The 15152-nt window shown below is 41.5% G+C and carries 15 protein-coding genes and 1 rRNA gene; 9 read left to right on the top strand and 7 right to left on the bottom strand.

Annotated features, from left to right (window positions below; all coding sequences use genetic code 11):
• Positions 1 to 84: 84 nt before the first annotated feature.
• Positions 85 to 936, bottom strand: coding sequence for a PHP domain-containing protein (locus tag AC13CK_RS03275; RefSeq protein ID WP_004281607.1), 852 nt, complete (start codon positions 934 to 936; stop codon positions 85 to 87).
• Between the two features lie 44 nt (positions 937 to 980).
• Between AC13CK_RS03275 and AC13CK_RS03270 the strand changes: the two genes are divergently transcribed.
• The 4 genes from AC13CK_RS03270 to mnmC are packed head-to-tail and all read left to right on the top strand — an operon-like array spanning position 981 to position 4376.
• Positions 981 to 1592: a septation protein IspZ gene (locus tag AC13CK_RS03270; RefSeq protein ID WP_004645132.1), complete on the top strand. Its 612-nt coding sequence runs from the start codon at positions 981 to 983 to the stop codon at positions 1590 to 1592.
• A gap of 28 nt (positions 1593 to 1620) precedes the next feature.
• Positions 1621 to 1923, top strand: coding sequence for a YciI family protein (locus AC13CK_RS03265; protein WP_425880098.1), 303 nt, complete (start codon positions 1621 to 1623; stop codon positions 1921 to 1923).
• Positions 1924 to 1928: 5 nt separating this feature from the next.
• Positions 1929 to 2438 carry an SH3 domain-containing protein gene (locus AC13CK_RS03260; RefSeq protein ID WP_425880097.1) on the top strand — a complete coding sequence of 170 codons (510 nt, stop codon included), beginning with the start codon at positions 1929 to 1931 and terminating at the stop codon, positions 2436 to 2438.
• Positions 2439 to 2477: 39 nt separating this feature from the next.
• Positions 2478 to 4376: a bifunctional tRNA (5-methylaminomethyl-2-thiouridine)(34)-methyltransferase MnmC2/FAD-dependent 5-carboxymethylaminomethyl-2-thiouridine(34) oxidoreductase MnmC1 gene (gene mnmC / locus AC13CK_RS03255; protein WP_425880096.1), complete on the top strand. Its 1899-nt coding sequence runs from the start codon at positions 2478 to 2480 to the stop codon at positions 4374 to 4376.
• 164 nt (positions 4377 to 4540) lie between these two features.
• On the opposite strand, the gene AC13CK_RS03250 is transcribed toward mnmC, so the two are convergent.
• Complete coding sequence (locus AC13CK_RS03250; RefSeq protein ID WP_425880095.1) at positions 4541 to 4855, bottom strand: rhodanese-like domain-containing protein; 315 nt, start codon at positions 4853 to 4855, stop codon at positions 4541 to 4543.
• Between the two features lie 92 nt (positions 4856 to 4947).
• Here AC13CK_RS03250 and AC13CK_RS03245 point away from each other — a divergent pair, with 92 nt between their 5' ends.
• Both AC13CK_RS03245 and AC13CK_RS03240 read left to right on the top strand, forming a co-directional pair.
• Complete coding sequence (locus AC13CK_RS03245) at positions 4948 to 5436, top strand: YajQ family cyclic di-GMP-binding protein (protein WP_004281601.1); 489 nt, start codon at positions 4948 to 4950, stop codon at positions 5434 to 5436.
• A 25-nt stretch (positions 5437 to 5461) separates the two neighbouring features.
• Positions 5462 to 5965 carry a DUF4442 domain-containing protein gene (locus AC13CK_RS03240; RefSeq protein WP_482830940.1) on the top strand — a complete coding sequence of 168 codons (504 nt, stop codon included), beginning with the start codon at positions 5462 to 5464 and terminating at the stop codon, positions 5963 to 5965.
• 60 nt (positions 5966 to 6025) lie between these two features.
• On the opposite strand, the gene AC13CK_RS03235 is transcribed toward AC13CK_RS03240, so the two are convergent.
• Genes AC13CK_RS03235 through AC13CK_RS03225 form a run of 3 tightly spaced genes read right to left on the bottom strand, consistent with a single transcriptional unit; the run spans position 6026 to position 7800 of the window.
• On the bottom strand, positions 6026 to 6466 hold the full coding sequence (locus AC13CK_RS03235; RefSeq protein WP_153566559.1) for an acyl-CoA thioesterase: 441 nt from the start codon (positions 6464 to 6466) through the stop codon (positions 6026 to 6028).
• Between the two features lie 5 nt (positions 6467 to 6471).
• Positions 6472 to 6903: a thioredoxin TrxC gene (gene trxC, locus AC13CK_RS03230; protein WP_005101783.1), complete on the bottom strand. Its 432-nt coding sequence runs from the start codon at positions 6901 to 6903 to the stop codon at positions 6472 to 6474.
• The gene (locus AC13CK_RS03225) at positions 6904 to 7800 is read right to left on the bottom strand and encodes an alpha/beta hydrolase (protein WP_180038917.1); all 897 of its coding nucleotides are present in this window, start codon (positions 7798 to 7800) and stop codon (positions 6904 to 6906) included. It abuts the gene before it with no gap.
• Between the two features lie 125 nt (positions 7801 to 7925).
• Here AC13CK_RS03225 and AC13CK_RS03220 point away from each other — a divergent pair, with 125 nt between their 5' ends.
• A complete protein-coding gene (locus tag AC13CK_RS03220) occupies positions 7926 to 8261 on the top strand; it encodes a protein tyrosine phosphatase family protein (RefSeq protein ID WP_004281596.1) in 336 nt (111 codons plus the stop codon).
• Complete coding sequence (locus tag AC13CK_RS03215; RefSeq protein WP_425880094.1) at positions 8254 to 8676, top strand: protein tyrosine phosphatase family protein; 423 nt, start codon at positions 8254 to 8256, stop codon at positions 8674 to 8676. Before AC13CK_RS03220 ends, AC13CK_RS03215 begins: the two co-directional genes overlap by 8 nt.
• A gap of 155 nt (positions 8677 to 8831) precedes the next feature.
• Here the strand turns inward: AC13CK_RS03215 and AC13CK_RS03210 are convergent, their stop codons facing one another.
• Positions 8832 to 13304 (bottom strand): hypothetical protein, encoded by a 4473-nt coding sequence (locus AC13CK_RS03210; protein WP_482830939.1) that lies wholly within the window; start codon positions 13302 to 13304, stop codon positions 8832 to 8834.
• A gap of 171 nt (positions 13305 to 13475) precedes the next feature.
• On the opposite strand from AC13CK_RS03210, the gene AC13CK_RS03205 reads away from it, so the two are divergent.
• Positions 13476 to 14858, top strand: coding sequence for a dihydrolipoyl dehydrogenase (locus tag AC13CK_RS03205; protein ID WP_425880092.1), 1383 nt, complete (start codon positions 13476 to 13478; stop codon positions 14856 to 14858).
• Between the two features lie 165 nt (positions 14859 to 15023).
• Here AC13CK_RS03205 and rrf read toward each other — a convergent pair.
• Positions 15024 to 15138, bottom strand: a 5S ribosomal RNA gene (gene rrf, locus AC13CK_RS03200).
• Positions 15139 to 15152 lie beyond the last annotated feature (14 nt).

The raw sequence follows: 15152 nt of genomic DNA, 5'->3' as shown, positions 1-15152 counted from the left end.
TTTATAATTCTTTCCTCGCCCTTTGCTATTAGTAGCGAAGGGAAAATCTTCTCTCAAATGAAAAAGATCGAGGTAAAGGAATGACTAAACAAAACTCTCCCAAATTCCGACCTGCCCCGGTTTAAGACTCGGGACATTACCGAGTTTAATCCAGGGCATATGATCGCCATGAAAATCACTGCCAATCGAAACTTTAAGATCATGTTCAGCAATCATTCGATCCACCATCTGCCGGGTGGAACTTGGCTCAATTGCCGGGGGTAGTTCCACCGCATCTCCACCGAACTTGGCAAAGATTTCAATCAGGTAGCGGATATTGGTCGCAGATAAATCATATTTGGTCGGATGTGCCAGCACGGCGAAGCCGCCACTTTCATGAATCACCTGAATCGTGTCTTCAAGACTCAAGCCATCAAATTTGACATAAGCTTTCTTGCCTTCCTTGATGTATTTATCAAAGGCCTGTTGCGGACGGGTCACAATCCCCTTTTCTACCAGCGTTTTGGCAATATGTGTCCGTGTCACCCGATCAGGGATATGGTCGACTTTGGTCAGTACATCAGCATAAATATCCTCCCCAATTAAAGGAACCAGCAGATCACAAATCTGTTTAGAGCGTTCAGCCCGGATTTTCTTTTGCTGATTGAGGGCTTTTTGTAAAGGCTCAGGATTTTGCATATTTAGCGCGACGATATGCACGCCATAGTTTTTTTTGGTGGCAGGACGTGACCACTGGCTGGATATTTCTACCCCAGAAATGATCTTAATCTCATGATTTTTAGCGGCTTCCTCAGCCAATGCCAAACCGTCCATGGTATCATGATCCGTCAGGGCCAAAGTATGGACGAGTTTTTCCACAGCCGCTTCGACCAATTGCTGAGGACTGAAAGTTCCATCAGAAATATTACTATGTGTATGTAAATCTACGCCGTGCATCTCTATACTATGACATTTATTTGATCAGATTTAGATACTCTAACATGAAAGCACTTTTAGACTTTGTGCCACTCATTATTTTCTTTTATTTATATAAAACTGTAGATCCAAAAGACACTGACCATCAATTGCTGCAATTGATCGGTTCTGCGGGGGGTGTCGACAATAATAATATTCTTGTTGCAACCACAGGTCTGATTATTTCCATGCTGGTCGTCTATGGTGCGTTATTTGTCATGCAAAAATTCCGTCTGGACAAACAGCAATGGATTGTCTTGTTTATGACGGTGATTTTTGGTGGCATCACCCTGATCCTCAGCGATGATTTTTATATCCGTCTAAAAGCCGTGTTACTGAATCTGGTCTTTGCCGGGGTCTTTTTATTATCCCCTTGGTTTAGCAAGGATAAAAAGCCTCTGATCCAGCGGTTATTTGGTCCAGTATTCAATCTAAGCGAAAAAGGCTGGTTCAAGCTGAACTATGCTTGGGTTGCCATGTTCGTACTGATGTCATTTCTGCATACCTTTTTCGCCTATTTGTGGATGGATGGAAAATATTGGGGTGAATTTACCGCATTCGGTGACATGATCGTGATGTTTTCCTTTATCATTATTCAGTTTATTGTATTGCGCAAATACTTTAAGACCGCTGAATAAGTCCAACTACAAACGATTGAGAGTCATCATGCCATTATTCGTCGTTAGCTGTACCGATCGGGAAGGTACAGTTGAAAAACGCCTCGCGATTCGTCCACAACATCTTGCACGTCTGGAACAGTTAAATGCTGAAGGCCACCTGATTGTTGCAGGTGCCATGCCTAAGGATCCAGCCAATCCACAGGCCGGTTTTTATGGCAGTACCATTATTGTCGACTTTGACAGTCGTGAAGCGCTGGATACATGGCTACAGGATGAACCTTTCTTAAAAGAAGGTGTGTACGAACACATCGATGTTAAACCATTCAATAAAGCATTCCCTCAAGGATAAGGTTCATGCGTGTTGTTACTGCCAGTATCATTGGCCTATGTTTTATGATTTCTCCAGTATGGGCAGTCGAAGTTGCGCCTGCTCCTGTGACTCAGGAAAATCAGACAGCACAACCTCAAGGGACAGCGGTGACTTCCCAAACCCAGTCTACGCTGAAACCTGCCATTATTCCTGCCGTAGCATCTTCTGCCCAGCCGGTGCCACCTGCCGAGAATAAGCCATTAACTGCAGAAGAAATCGCCAAGCTCAAAGCCCAGCAAGATGCCAAGGTGAAAGCTTTGGTCAAAGATCAGGCCACCCGTTTGCAGCAACTGGAAAAAGCCAATCTGGAAGCACTATCGCAAAATCAAGAATTACAGCTCAAGAATGATAATCTTGGGGTGCAGGTACAGGTGCTGCAAAGTGAACGCAGTGCGCAGATGTTCCTCTACGGCGCTGCAACATTGGCAGTAGGTGTGCTGCTGGGCTTTCTGATCGCGAGCTATGTTTATACCAAACGTCGTCGTCAATGGTAAGCTATAGCCCTTCCCGATATCTTTAAGGTCGTACCCGTTTTGTCGCACGCAATTCAAACTGCCGATCTGGATTGGCAATTGGTGGATGGCATTGATGTGCCTATGTCCAAGCAATTTGGTGATGTGTATTTTTCCAAAGACAATGGCTTGCTGGAAACCCGGCATGTCTTTTTAAATGGCAATGATCTCACGACGCGTCTGGCAGATTTAAAACCTTTTGAATATTTCTGTGTCGGTGAAACGGGTTTCGGTACTGGTTTAAATATTCTGGCCTTGTGGCAGCTCTGGCAACAGGTGCGTCCGGATAATCACAGTCATCTGCATGCGATTTCAGTTGAAAAATTTCCTCTTTCCAAAGCTGATCTGATTCGAGCCTTAAATGCCTGGTCAGAACTCAAGCCTTTAGCGGATCAACTCATCTCTCAATACCCGATGCCAATTGCCGGCTGTCATCGCCTCAGTTTTCCTGAAGATCGATTCAGTCTGGATCTATGGCTGGGTGATGCATATGATGTTTTCCCGGTAATAGAAAAAACTGCGCCGGTGAACGCCTGGTTTCTGGATGGCTTTGCGCCTTCCTGCAATCCGGATATGTGGGAAGAAAATGTTTTAAATAATATTGTGCGTTTATCCGAGATCGGCACCACTTTCGCCTCTTTCAGTGTTGCTGGCGTTTTAAAACGTGGCTTAAAAAATCATGGGATTTCAATTTCCCGTCCACGTGGTTTTAAGCACAAGCGTGAAATGCTGAAAGCGATCTGGAAGCCAGCTGAAGAGACTGAAAGTTCATTAATACAAGAAATCACTCAAAAAAAAACTGAGCAAGATACAGAGACCAATATCAAACCTCGCCAAATCGCTGTAATTGGCGCTGGAATCGCTGGTTTAAGTACGGCCTGGGCATTCGCTCAACGTGGTCATCAGGTTACGATTTACGACCAGTCAGCGCCACTCTCAGGAGGTTCTGGCAATCCACTGGCTTTGCTCAATCCCAAACTCTGTCCAGTTGAGCAAAGCGGTGAACATCTGATGACATTGGCTTGGCAACATGCCTTAAATCATTATCAAAAATTTAAAGCTTTCCGCCCGATTCAGGTCAATCAACTGGCCTTAAAAAATCCTGAACAGCTTTTAGGATTGGCAGACGAATATCCAGAAAAAATTCTTACTGTAAAAGATACAGAAGATCAAGAGGTTCAAACCGAATTTCCAAGTTTAAAACTGTTAGAAGCTGGTGTGGTTTCACCGCCTCAATTGCGTGATGAAATTCTACAGAATGTAAATATCCGATATCAACAGGCCAAAATTAGCCATATTGAAGCTACTACAAAACCTCAGCTATTTTCAGATGAACAGGATCTAGGTGAATTTGATCATGTGATTGTCTGTACTGCGCGAGATACAACACAATTCTTTGCAGATTATCCGGCTCTGAAACCGATTCGTGGACAGGTCAGTTGGCTCAACAATAAAACTCAACCTTTAAGCCAAAATACAGCCTATAGCTACGGTGGCTATTGTATGCAGCTGGATGCTGAACATCTGATCTTGGGTGCTTCTTTCTATCCAGGTCGAGATGATATCGAGGTGTTAGCAGAAGACCATGTACACAACTACGAATTGATCCACAGTGTATTCCCAGAATATGCACAGTCATTAGCTTCTACCGATACCTGGCAAGGTCGTGCATCGGTACGCGCGCAAAGTCAGGATTATTTTCCCCTACTGGGTAAAATGAAAGCGGATGAGGAAGTTTATAGCTTTGCTGGTCTCGGTTCTAAAGGCTTTCTGTTTGCGCCGCTCTGTAGTGAAATTCTGGTAGCCCAGATTCTCTGCGAAGCCTGTCCGGTGCCATCCAGTTTAGTAAAAAAACTCAGTGTGACCCGTTTTCAAAAGAAAGTGAAAATGAAGAAACCGTATTTTAAGCTACAAGTTTAATTACCATTTTGAATGATTCCCCCCTAAATCCCCCTTTAAAAAGGGGAACTTTTCTCCACTTTTATGAACAAATAGAATACATGTAGCTCCTCCCTTCAGAAAAGGGAGGGATTAAATCTCACCCATTAAAAAAGCGCCTTGCGGCGCTTTTTTTGACAGAATGCTTATGCACCCTGTTCAAGCGGTAAGCCTGCATCACGGGCAGCACGAGTACCACCCATCAGAATGACATATTCACGTGAGCCGTCAAAACCCTCTAGTTTTTCCGCAGCACGTGGAGCTTTACTGCCCCCACCACACAAGATGTAAATGGGTTGATCCGCTGACACCTGAGTTAGGCTTTCTGCTGAAAGATCGTTAATGGGCTGATTCACCGCCCCTTTCACGTGTGCTTCAGCATAAGCACTTGAATCGCGTACATCCCAGATAATTGCATTTTCTGGGAACTCAAATGTTGTAATTTCTTGTTTACGGATCATTGCGCACTCCTTTGATGTAAAACAACACTTGGCAAATGAAGAAAACATCCCTAGCATCTCAGATATTCTTTCCCTTTGTAAAGGTCTAAACTATGCCTTCTTTCGATATTGTTTCTGAATTAGAAATTTTTGAAGTAAATCATGCAGTTCAAAACACCCAAAAAGAAATTGCGACCCGCTTTGATTTCCGTGGTCAGGACGTTTCTATTGAACTGAATGAAAAAAACAAGGAAATCAAAATCTCGACTGAAAGCGATTTCCAGTGTGAACAAGTCTATAGCATGCTGGAAAGTCATTTCTTTAAACGCAAAGTCGATATTCAGGCGCTTGATCCACAAAAAATGACGGCTTCTGGCAAAAATGTGATTCAGGTCATCAAGCTTAAAGATGGTCTTGACTCAGATACCGCAAAAAAAATTAATAAAGCCATTAAAGAAAGTGGGATTAAGGCGCAATCTTCTATTCAGGGCGACAAGATTCGTGTGACTGATAAAAAACGCGATACATTGCAGCAAGTAATGGCATTCTTGAAAGAACAGCAATTTGGTTTGCCTTTACAGTTCAATAACTTTAAAGATTAAGACAGCAACGTCTGTAGAAGGAATTATGGCAAAGAACAACCGATTAGCCAGATTAGTCAAAGCCACTACACGATTACCGCAAGGCATTCGTACTGCTTTGTTAAGTAAAACTTTTGGCCGGGTGGTCCCGATGGTCGGCTCTGCCAAGATTCGTTATGAGGAAATGAGTGCGTCCAAAGTGGTAGTAAGTATGGCCAATCATAAAGCCATGCAGAACCATATCGGACAAATCCATGCATGTGCAATGGCCCTGCTGGCAGAAACAGCGACCGGCTTTGTGACGGCAATGAATGTTCCGGATACAGCAATTGTACTGATCAAAAGCTTAAAGGTTGATTTTAAGCGCCCGACACGCGGTGCCATGACTGCTGTTGCTACGCTCACGTCGGAGCAGCAAGCCCTGATGCAAAACTCGGATAAAGGTGAAACCCTGGTTCAGGTCACCGTCACGGATGAATCAGGTGAAGCCCCCATTCAATGTGAAATGCTCTGGGCTTGGATTGCCAAGAGCCAGCTCAAGAAATCATAATTTCTTCTTTTAGACAAAAAAATCCCAGACATTAAATCTGGGATTTTTTATTTCAAGTCATCATTGTGCTGTTTGCGATTCTAAAAGCTTCTGTTTCGCTTCTTCTGGAATCAGACGTTTGTTGCCTTTGACATCTACAGCAACAAAGGTAAACACACCTTCAGTTACCCGAATTGGGGGGCGTGAATCATCATGGCTATCCCAAACCTCGATTTCCATCTGGATAGATGTCTTGCCAACTTTGAGAATTTTGGTATAACAACTAATCACGTCTCCGACTTTTACCGGTACCAGAAAAGTCATCTGATTAATCGAAATCGTGGCACAACGTCCCTTTGAAAATCGTTCTGCGTGAATCGCGCCTGCCAAGTCCATTTGTGAAACGATCCAGCCACCAAAGACATCACCACTCCAGTTGGTATCTGCAGGCATTGCGATCGTCTGTAGGGAAAGAATCCCCTCTGGTCTTACTTGAGAATCTGACACTTTCACTCCAGGCATTTGAATTAGGGTTGGGTATTTAACTGCTGATCAAGCCATTTTTGCAGCTCGCTTGACCGTAATGCACCGCTTATTCTAGCAATTTCGTTGCTTTTATTCATCAACACCAGCGTCGGAATACTGCGAACATTAAATGCCGAACTTAAGCGAGGATTCGCTTCTGTATCAATTTTTGCAAAAACCACATTTGGATATTGCTGGGCGACAGTCGCAAAATGCGGTGCCATCATTTTACAGGGACCACACCATTCTGCCCAGAGATCAATCAGGATTGGCAAGTCACTATGCGTGACAAACTGGCTGAAATTCTGCTCATTCAGCTCAATTGGTACCAGTGGAATCAGGGCTTGATGACATTGACCACAAGCAGGGTTGGCAGTGAGTTTATCTTCAGGGACACGGTTTTTGGCCAGACATTCCGGACATACAATAATCATCTAGCGCACTCCAATATGTTGATGTAAGAATTCTAATTGGGTCGAAACTGCTTTTTCAAACCATTCCCCATGATAAATATCAAAATGCCGGATATTCCACTCATGATATTGCACAAATGGTGCAATATTGGTCGCAGTTTCCCGACTCGATTCAATGGGAATCAGACTATCCAGTTTTGCCGCAATAAACAGGACTGGAATGTTAATCTTTCTTACTTTCTGAATTGGCCGATAACGCATCAGCTGAAAGAATGCCCGTGCAGGAATGTGACCACTCCAGTAATAATCCGGATTGACAATCGACAGATAACCTTCATAACTGTCCTGTGTCGGCATAAAACATAGCTCATGCGGATCAACTACAGGTAAGGTTTTTGGTGCCATACCAACCTTGGCCCCCATATAATCCTGACTGGAAACTTTAAGCGCCTTGGGGAGTTGCTGTAAAGGATATAGTTGGGCACTTTCAGCCCCATCGACAAAAGGCACCTGTACCATCGCCGCCTGAATATTTTTCAGCTCTGCTGCAAGTGTCAATACATGCCCACCACTTAAGGCCGTACCCCAGAGCACGATCCGTTTACTGTCAATCGATTTGCGTTCCTGAATATGTCTGATCATGGTTCGCCAGTCATCGAGCTGGGCATTGATCGACACCAGTTCACGTGGACGCCCAGTGCTGCCGCCCCAATAGCGATAGTCAAATAAAACCACCGCATAGCCGGCACTGGCAAAACGCTGGGCATATTGCACCAGTTTAAATTGACGTAAGGCAGCCAGACCATGAGCCATCAGGATTACGGCCGGTTTTTCTATATTTTTAGGCCGATAAAAATCTGCAGCAATCACTTCCTGACCGCTTTTGACATACAGTGGTTCAACTGTATAAGCCTGCATACGCGCTCCATTGCGTTATCTTATGGTTATCATCATTTATAAAAATTTCAGAACAGGTTCAGCATGTTTTCAGCTTAATGCTATCATAAAGCATATCGATATAAATGAAATGATGGAGTGGCGTCATGAGCGAAAATGTAGGTTTTGCTGGTCAAATTGGTCCGGAACACGTAACTCAAGTGGTTGAGAAAGGTTTTAAATCGATTATCAACAACCGTCCGGACATGGAAGGGGGTTCCGAGCAGCCGACCAGTGCACAAATCGAGGAAGCTGCACGCAATGCCGGTCTGGATTATGTATTCCAGCCAGTAGTAGCCGGTCAGATTACTGAGCTTGATGTACGCACTTTTGCCAATCATTATAATGAGTTACCAAAACCGATCTTGATGTTCTGTCGTACTGGAAACCGCTCGAATAACTTATATCAACTGGCAAAACAGATGGACCTGCTGGATGATTAAGTCGTTCTGGAAAGGTGTGGTACTGGCAACCTATTTTAGCTGTATTACACCTGTTTTTGCTGCAAATGATCTTAGCCGTGCGCTGACCTCTACGGTGAGTGTTACGGGGCAAATGACACCAAGCAAGTTTCAGCAATTGATTCAGCAAGGTTTCAAATCTGTGATTGTAAATCGTCCTGATCAGGAAACTGGTAATAGTGTCACGGTGAGTCAATTACGCTCCATTGCAGAGAAATCTCAAGTGAGTGTGATTTATCAGCCTGTAATGAATGGCCAACTTTCTCAGGCGAATATTGAAGAATTTGCTCGATATTATAATGAGCTGCCTAAACCGATTTTGATGGTTTGCCGAAGCGGCACACGTTCGGTTGCTTTGTTTAATCAGGCTAAATCTCAAGGATTGATTCATGAATAAAATTTTGGTCGTGTTATGTCTAAGCTTGACCTTTGTCGGTTGTAGTTCAATGAATTTGAAGCCGACTGTGGGTGTGAATGTGGGAACATCAATTTAAGTTTTTAAAACTTCAGTCCCCATAAAAAACAGCGCCGAAGCGCTGTTTTTTAATTACCTTAATTACAGTTAGTAGTGATACCGTATGGACTGACCTCGTTTGGAGATGTTGTACCATCTGTAGAGTAATCTGTTGATAATGATGGTAAACCAAGATCATAAGTTGTACGTGTTGGTAAACTCGCTATCGTAGAAGATGCACCAACTCTTACATTTAGCCATTGAGCATAATTTTTTGGATAACGAATACTAAAATCAAATTTACCTTCTGAATCCGTAACATATGTTACAGTATTAGCTAATGCAGCACTCGACTTAGTAAAACTTACAACTTTAACTGGCACCCCATTTACTGCAGTTCCATCAGCGCTAGCAGCACATGAAGTGACATTATTAGTAACCGTTGGGAATAAAGTGTCATCGTTAGGATCGTTTGGTGTACCATTATTATTAATAGCAATATTATTTAGATAATATTGCTGATTACCAAAGACCCATTTCATTGCTGGGTCTTGTGTTGGTACAGGTGCTAATGCCCATAAATTGCGCCCTTTAATATAAGAAATTGGGGTAATATCAAGTGTTACTTCTTGATTTGCCAGTGGTTTACCATCGAAGTCAATTACGCTTGCAGATAGATTTCTTGTGTAATAAACATTACCACTTTCAGTTAAAGAATAAACCTCAATATTATTAACCGCAATTACAATCGATGCTCTTGGATTTTGTACTGCCGCCTGAACAATATCCACTTGGGTTACTTGAGTCGCATCAATAAAGCCATTTTCTGTAAATTTCGCTGTTAAACGTAAATCTTCATTTGCAAATGTTGCGGCATCATAATTTCCATCTCGTTCACGCTCATCTACTTGTACTTTAAATACGGCTTGTCCGTTGGCATCTGTGGTTAAACCTGATGCTCCTACAATTATTGCGCCGTTAAGTGCAAAATTCTCAATAGCCAATTCAACGTACTTATCAGCTACGCCACCACCATTAGTATCAACCAAAGTCACAGTAACATCCGTGATATCATTACGTACATTCATGATTGGTTTAGCAGCTGCAACACGTAGACTATAACGTGCAGGCTGTGGTTGAGGTGTTGGAGTCACAATAGGTGCAGGTGTAAATGCTGTTAAATGGTGTATTTGAGTTACTGTACCTGCTTCATTAGTATGACTTGCAGTTAGCTCGATTCCACTTGCAATCAATAAATCAGCATCAACTGTACTTCCATCAATCTCAACCGAGAAGAACGCATTACCGTTTGAATCCGTAATCACTGTTTGAGGTTCGCTGGTATTGGTTGGATGCCCACTTCCTGGTGTACCAATAATTAATGTAGCTGCGTTATTTGCAGACAGCCTTACTGGCTGATTACGAACTGGCTGGTTATTTCGATCTAATAATGCAACAGTTATAATTGAACGGTCACCGGCAGTGCTTAAATTCGCTTTAGAACTCAGTATTGTTAAGTGATTCGTGTTAATCGCTTCAGTTACCGTAAAGCTAAGCGTAGTTTCAAGCTTTTCACCTTTAGGGTTAGTGATAATGCCTTTAACCTGAATACCCTTGTCTAATAAAGCTTGTTTTGCAACAGCTGAAATATCTTTAGGTAATGTAAGAGTTACTGGTAATTGTCCATTAGCTGACGTAGAAACTAAATCTGCACTCAGTTTCACACCAGCTGTAATTGCTTCAGTATTCAATGCCAAATTCACAGGATAAGCTGAATTTGCTCCAAGCTCGTCCTTAACGGCTACTTGCACTGTATAGCTCTTACCTAATTCCAAATTAGATTGATCTGCTGTTAAACGTAAGTTTACAGAATCCTTTGGAATCTCAACTTGAATTGAACCGGTTTGCTGTAAACGGTCATTCGGGTTATTTAAACTTGTGCCGACTACCGCAAAAACGATACCATTTTTAATCAAGTTTGCATCGTACGCACCTTCAGCAACTCGAACAGTAAATTCTGCTTCACCATTGCTGTTGGTTACAGCCGAGTTAGAAGATAAAGACACACGTGAGCTAGTTAACGAAGATAAAGCAATTTGAATTGGTGTATTTGGAATAATGGCATTGTCTTTATCTTTCGCAACAACTTTAACACGAACTTCACCACCCAACACTGACACAGTTTGAATATTACCTACATATGCAATATCAAGACCTGCAAGCTCTGGTAAAACGACTGGTGGTTGTGCAACATCAACTTTCTTTGTAACAGTAAATGCGGAACCATCTGTACGAGTTGATTTCACGACTACCGTTAAACCATTCGCAATTAGATTCGTGAGTTCAGTTACATTGCTCGCTTTTACTTTAATTGTAAATTTTGCATGACCATTTTCATCTGTGCGAATAGCTTGCGTAGAAACGTAACTCACACCATTATTTAATGCTGCATCATTTAAACCAATACTGATCAGCTGATTTTTAAGTAATTCGCCATCTGTATCTTTTGCGGTGACATTAACAGTTAATGTTTGCTCTTGACCAACTGTTAAAGTCATGTCTCCCAACATATCAACAGTAAAATGATCTAGATCAATCACACCTTGCTCTGTCGGTGCTTTAAAATTCAAACGCAATGTTTGTGTCTTACCATTTGCTGAAGTCGCAACTAACGGTACACCTTGAATCGCTAAAGCAGCTTGCTCAGGCGATAAATTCGCCTTGTAAGCAAGAGTAAAAGTGGCATAACTATCGGCTTCAGTCTGTTTAGAAGACTGACCTGTATGACTCAAGCCTAAATCTTGCAACTGTTCATCACTTAAAGACCCTGCAATATTCAAAGACACAGTTTCGCCAATTAGTGCACTACCGTTTACACCGACTGCCTTCACTTTAACTGTGAAAGTTTGAGTTTTTGTATAATCAAATACCGCTAGTTTTGGATCTGTCGAAGAAGTGATTGGATCTATAGCTAAATAGCGCGTCGCTTCTTCAGAAACTTCTTCATTAGCAACTGTAATAGCAATAGAATTGCTTACACCATTATCAGTCGTAAAATTAGCTTTAATTCCTGCTTTTACCAATGCTTCTACTGCAGCAGGTGTTTGGGCATTAGTCTTAATATTAAAAGTGGCAAACCCGTTCACCAAGTCTTTTTCCGCAGCCCCATCCAATGTTACACCATTTGATGTTGCCTCAGCATTTAAGTCAAGTTTAACCTTACCTTTAGTTGCTGCTAAGCCTTTATTATTAATTGCCTTAACAGTTACAGCAACTGAGTCATTTTTTGCATTCACTTTATATGAAGATGCAATTTCTAAACGCTGAATAGCATCGGCATCTGAAGCATTTGTATTTTCTGTTACTACATCAACAATAACGCTACCAGACTCAAGGTTAATACCATCTGTATAGGTTGCACTTAACGAAATACCTGTGTCGGATAAAGCAAGTGGATGTGTAACATCGGCCGTGCTAATCGTAAATTCTGCAATACCTTGTGCATTCGTTTTAGCAGTCGCATTATTGAGTTTAACGCCATACGCGAGCTCATCCTTTGTAAAGCTCAAACGAATCTCTTTTCCACTTAACGGCTCATGTTGATCATTCTTTGCTAATACTTGGATTTTTACAGGTGTTGTACTTTTCGCAGCAACAGCCTGATCTGGCTTAATTACTGAGAGAGTTGAGACAATCTGAGATGTGTCTTTAAATGTTAAATTTGCTATTGCGGTTTTTTCAGCTTTATGTTCATCAACTAGCAAAAAACTTAATGTTTCAGACTTACCCGCGAAAGTAGCAAGATCAGCTGATGTAAAATTACTACTCACTTTAAGTGTATATTTCACCTCACCCTGAGCATTTGTTTGTTGAGTTGCTGCGCCATTAGTGATAATAAATTTACCGCGCATCGCTTCAGGCATATTTAAAGTAACAGACTGATTCGCTTTAATACCACCCTTAGCATCTGTTACAGTCGCAGTGACATCAACACTGCCATTTGGTAAATTTAATACTGTGCCCTGGGTCACATTGATTCTATAGTCACTGACAATCGTACTACTTTTCTTAATATTTAAAGTGTAGGGAATACTAACTGAAGTGCCGTCAACTGTAGCAGTTAGTTGCACTGAACCTTCAGCGTCTGCCAATTCAGGTACATTAATCTCAAAAATAGCTACACCATTGGTGCCTGTTGCAACCAAAGAGTTAGTGCTGGTTACGCCAAACTTATTTGTCGCAATTGTTAAGCGAATATTTTTGTTGGCAATACCACCATTGTCAGCATTTAAGGCTTTGACCGCCAAATAAACTTTTGAATTATCTGGTGCAAGTTGAATTTCTTGACCACTCGCATTCTGTAGAGCTCGAGTTAAATGCGTTGCTACATTTGACGTTTCTGTTTCTGACTGGTTATTATCATTTGTATTTCCTCCTTCCGTATTACCGCTAGATGAACCATTATTATAATACCCATCACTACCGCCCCCTCCACAAGCAACCAAAGAAATTGAAGTTGCCAAGATTGTTGTATTGACCCCAAGTTTTTTTAAATTTATAAACAAACTCATGATTTTTCCCACTGCATATAATAGTTAAGCTGCCATCAAGTTAGTCTTCTGGCTTTTACACAAAATTTACTCAAATTAGCAAAAATAAGCAATCTAGTTACATAATTTACACCAGAAACATTGTAAACCATAAATATAAATAATTATGTTTTGAGACTTGGTAATCATTCTATGTACGACCTCATCATTATTGGCGCAGGCACTGCAGGAATCAGTGCTTATAACGAAGCCATTAAATATACCCAGAATATTTTAATTATCAATGATGGCTCGTGGGATACAACCTGTGCCCGTGTAGGTTGTATGCCAAGTAAATTGCTAATCTCCTCTGCAAATCGCATGCATGATATTCAAACTGCTGAAGAACTTGCTTTAAAGCATAACGCTGTCATTGATACTTCAGATGTTATGCAACGTGTGCATGTCCTTAGAGAACGTTTTATTCGTGCAACCTTGAAAGGTGTCGATCAATGGGACAGCTCACATAAAATTTCCGGAAAAGCCAAATTTATTGATCCCCAAACGATCGAAGTCAATGGACAATCATATCGGGCCAAAAGTTTCATTGTCGCTGTAGGCTCACGCCCCAATATTGATGAAGCTTTAAAGCAAAAATTAAAAGAAAAATATATCACTTCCAATGAAATATTTGAATTTTCCCAATTACCTAAGTCTTTAGCAGTAATCGGGAGTGGAATCATTGCAATTGAATTAGCTCAAGCCATGCAACGACTGGGTGTACAAACCACAATGTTTGCGCGTAGTCAAAAAGTAGGTGCTTTAACTAGCCCGATCTTACAAAAACTAGCCCAAGAGCAATTCAGTAAAGAGCTCAATATCAAATTTAAAACCTTACCAAATGAGATTGAGATCCAAGCTGATAAAATAAAGATTAATTTTACAGAAAATGATCAGACTAAGAGTATTGAAGTTGAATATGTTTTAGGTGCCACAGGTCGACAAAGCAATATAGATCATTTGGGCCTAGATCAACTCAATTCAACATTCAAGGACATTAAAAACCTTCCTATCGATAAAGAAACCAAACAACTTGCAAACCTACCTATATTTATAGTCGGTGATGCCGCACCTGATGCACCCATTCAACATGAAGCCGCGCATGCGGGTAAACAGGCGGTTTATAATTGTTTAAATTATCCGGATGTAAAGCCTATTCCTGCCTTAACTCCATTAGCGATTGTATTTTGTCATCCTGAAATGGCGATTGTCGGAAAAAGTTTTAAACAGCTAGAAGATCAACACGTCGAATTTATTGGTGGATTCGTCTCTTATGAAAATCAAGGACGTGCACTGGTTCTAGCAGAAAACTCAGGTGGAATAGAAGTTTATATTGATAAGAAATCAGGTAAATTATTGGGTGCAGAACTTTTCTGTTCCCAAGCAGAGCATCTGGGCCATTTACTGGCTTGGATGATTGATGCCGATCAGGATGTTCACCAGATCCTAAAGAAACCTTTTTATCACCCTACGCTAGAAGAAGGTCTTAGAACTGCCTTTAAACATGCTCGACGTCAGTTTGATGCATTGCTATAAAGAAACTGAAATCTATTAAAAACTTACTCTTCGAAGTCGGCTACTGCTGAAGCCTAATATTGAGAATATGTAGAATATTAACTTTATATATCTCAAATACAAAATGATGATTCTACGCATAAAAAAACACCCCCGGCCTTATGGTCGGGGGTGTTTCGAATAATGAGCTGGCGATGACTTACTCTCACATGGGTAACCCCACACTACCATCAGCGCTAAGAGGTTTCACTTCTGAGTTCGGGAAGGGATCAGGTGGTTCACTCTTGCTATGGTCGCCAGCACAACTGTTTATGA

It is taken from the genome of Acinetobacter sp. L-24 (assembly GCF_056857555.1).
This window is presented reverse-complemented; position numbering and strand designations above follow the sequence as displayed.

What these genes read in the sequence shown, in the direction of transcription:
- AC13CK_RS03260 (WP_425880097.1), top strand. Translation starts at nt 1,929, where the DNA reads ATGCGTGTTGTTACTGCCAGTATCATTGGCCTATGTTTTATGATTTCT.
- trxC (WP_005101783.1), bottom strand. Translation starts at nt 6,903, where the DNA reads ATGATTATTGTATGTCCGGAATGTCTGGCCAAAAACCGTGTCCCTGAA.
- AC13CK_RS03205 (WP_425880092.1), top strand. Translation starts at nt 13,476, where the DNA reads ATGTACGACCTCATCATTATTGGCGCAGGCACTGCAGGAATCAGTGCT.
- AC13CK_RS03225 (WP_180038917.1), bottom strand. Translation starts at nt 7,800, where the DNA reads ATGCAGGCTTATACAGTTGAACCACTGTATGTCAAAAGCGGTCAGGAA.
- AC13CK_RS03250 (WP_425880095.1), bottom strand. Translation starts at nt 4,855, where the DNA reads ATGATCCGTAAACAAGAAATTACAACATTTGAGTTCCCAGAAAATGCA.
- AC13CK_RS03245 (WP_004281601.1), top strand. Translation starts at nt 4,948, where the DNA reads ATGCCTTCTTTCGATATTGTTTCTGAATTAGAAATTTTTGAAGTAAAT.
- AC13CK_RS03270 (WP_004645132.1), top strand. Translation starts at nt 981, where the DNA reads ATGAAAGCACTTTTAGACTTTGTGCCACTCATTATTTTCTTTTATTTA.
- AC13CK_RS03275 (WP_004281607.1), bottom strand. Translation starts at nt 936, where the DNA reads ATGCACGGCGTAGATTTACATACACATAGTAATATTTCTGATGGAACT.
- AC13CK_RS03215 (WP_425880094.1), top strand. Translation starts at nt 8,254, where the DNA reads ATGATTAAGTCGTTCTGGAAAGGTGTGGTACTGGCAACCTATTTTAGC.
- AC13CK_RS03220 (WP_004281596.1), top strand. Translation starts at nt 7,926, where the DNA reads ATGAGCGAAAATGTAGGTTTTGCTGGTCAAATTGGTCCGGAACACGTA.
- AC13CK_RS03210 (WP_482830939.1), bottom strand. Translation starts at nt 13,304, where the DNA reads ATGAGTTTGTTTATAAATTTAAAAAAACTTGGGGTCAATACAACAATC.
- AC13CK_RS03240 (WP_482830940.1), top strand. Translation starts at nt 5,462, where the DNA reads ATGGCAAAGAACAACCGATTAGCCAGATTAGTCAAAGCCACTACACGA.
- AC13CK_RS03265 (WP_425880098.1), top strand. Translation starts at nt 1,621, where the DNA reads ATGCCATTATTCGTCGTTAGCTGTACCGATCGGGAAGGTACAGTTGAA.
- AC13CK_RS03235 (WP_153566559.1), bottom strand. Translation starts at nt 6,466, where the DNA reads ATGCCTGGAGTGAAAGTGTCAGATTCTCAAGTAAGACCAGAGGGGATT.